The 473-nt window shown below is 50.7% G+C and carries 1 protein-coding gene; it reads right to left on the reverse strand.

Features of this window, described 5'->3' with window-relative positions; translation table 11 throughout:
* Positions 1 to 473 (reverse strand): zinc ABC transporter ATP-binding protein ZnuC (znuC, locus tag K0039_RS25175; protein ID WP_228106863.1); only part of this gene is annotated, 473 nt, incomplete at both ends.

The raw sequence follows: 473 nt of genomic DNA on the forward strand, positions 1-473 counted from the left end.
GTCAATAAGGTCATATAACGCCACCTGGCCATTTACATCCACGCCTTGAGTGGGTTCATCCAGCACTAATAATTGCGGGCGATTTAACAATGCTCGCGCTAATAGTACACGCTGCGTTTCGCCACCAGAGAGCTTTTGCATCGGTGCGTTAATCAGGTGCCCGGCCGGGACACGTTTCAGTGCCGGCAAAATATCTTCTTTATGTGTACCAGGGCGTAAGCGTAAAGAACGGTTTACGGTCAGTGGCAACGTGGTGTCGAGATACAGCTTCTGCGGTACATAGCCGATGCGCAGTTTTCCGTTGCGCTTGATAACCCCTTCATCGGGTGTTACCAGCCCGAGCACTATCCGTACCAGTGTCGACTTACCTGCGCCATTTGGCCCAAGTAAAGTCAAAATTTTTCCAGGTTTAAGTTCCAGCGACACATCAGAGAGGACGCGGCGTTGGCCAAAAGAAACCGAGACATTTTCCA

Source organism: Terrisporobacter mayombei (genome assembly GCF_020748465.1).
Taxonomy (GTDB): Bacteria; Bacillota; Clostridia; order Peptostreptococcales; family Peptostreptococcaceae; genus Terrisporobacter; species Terrisporobacter mayombei.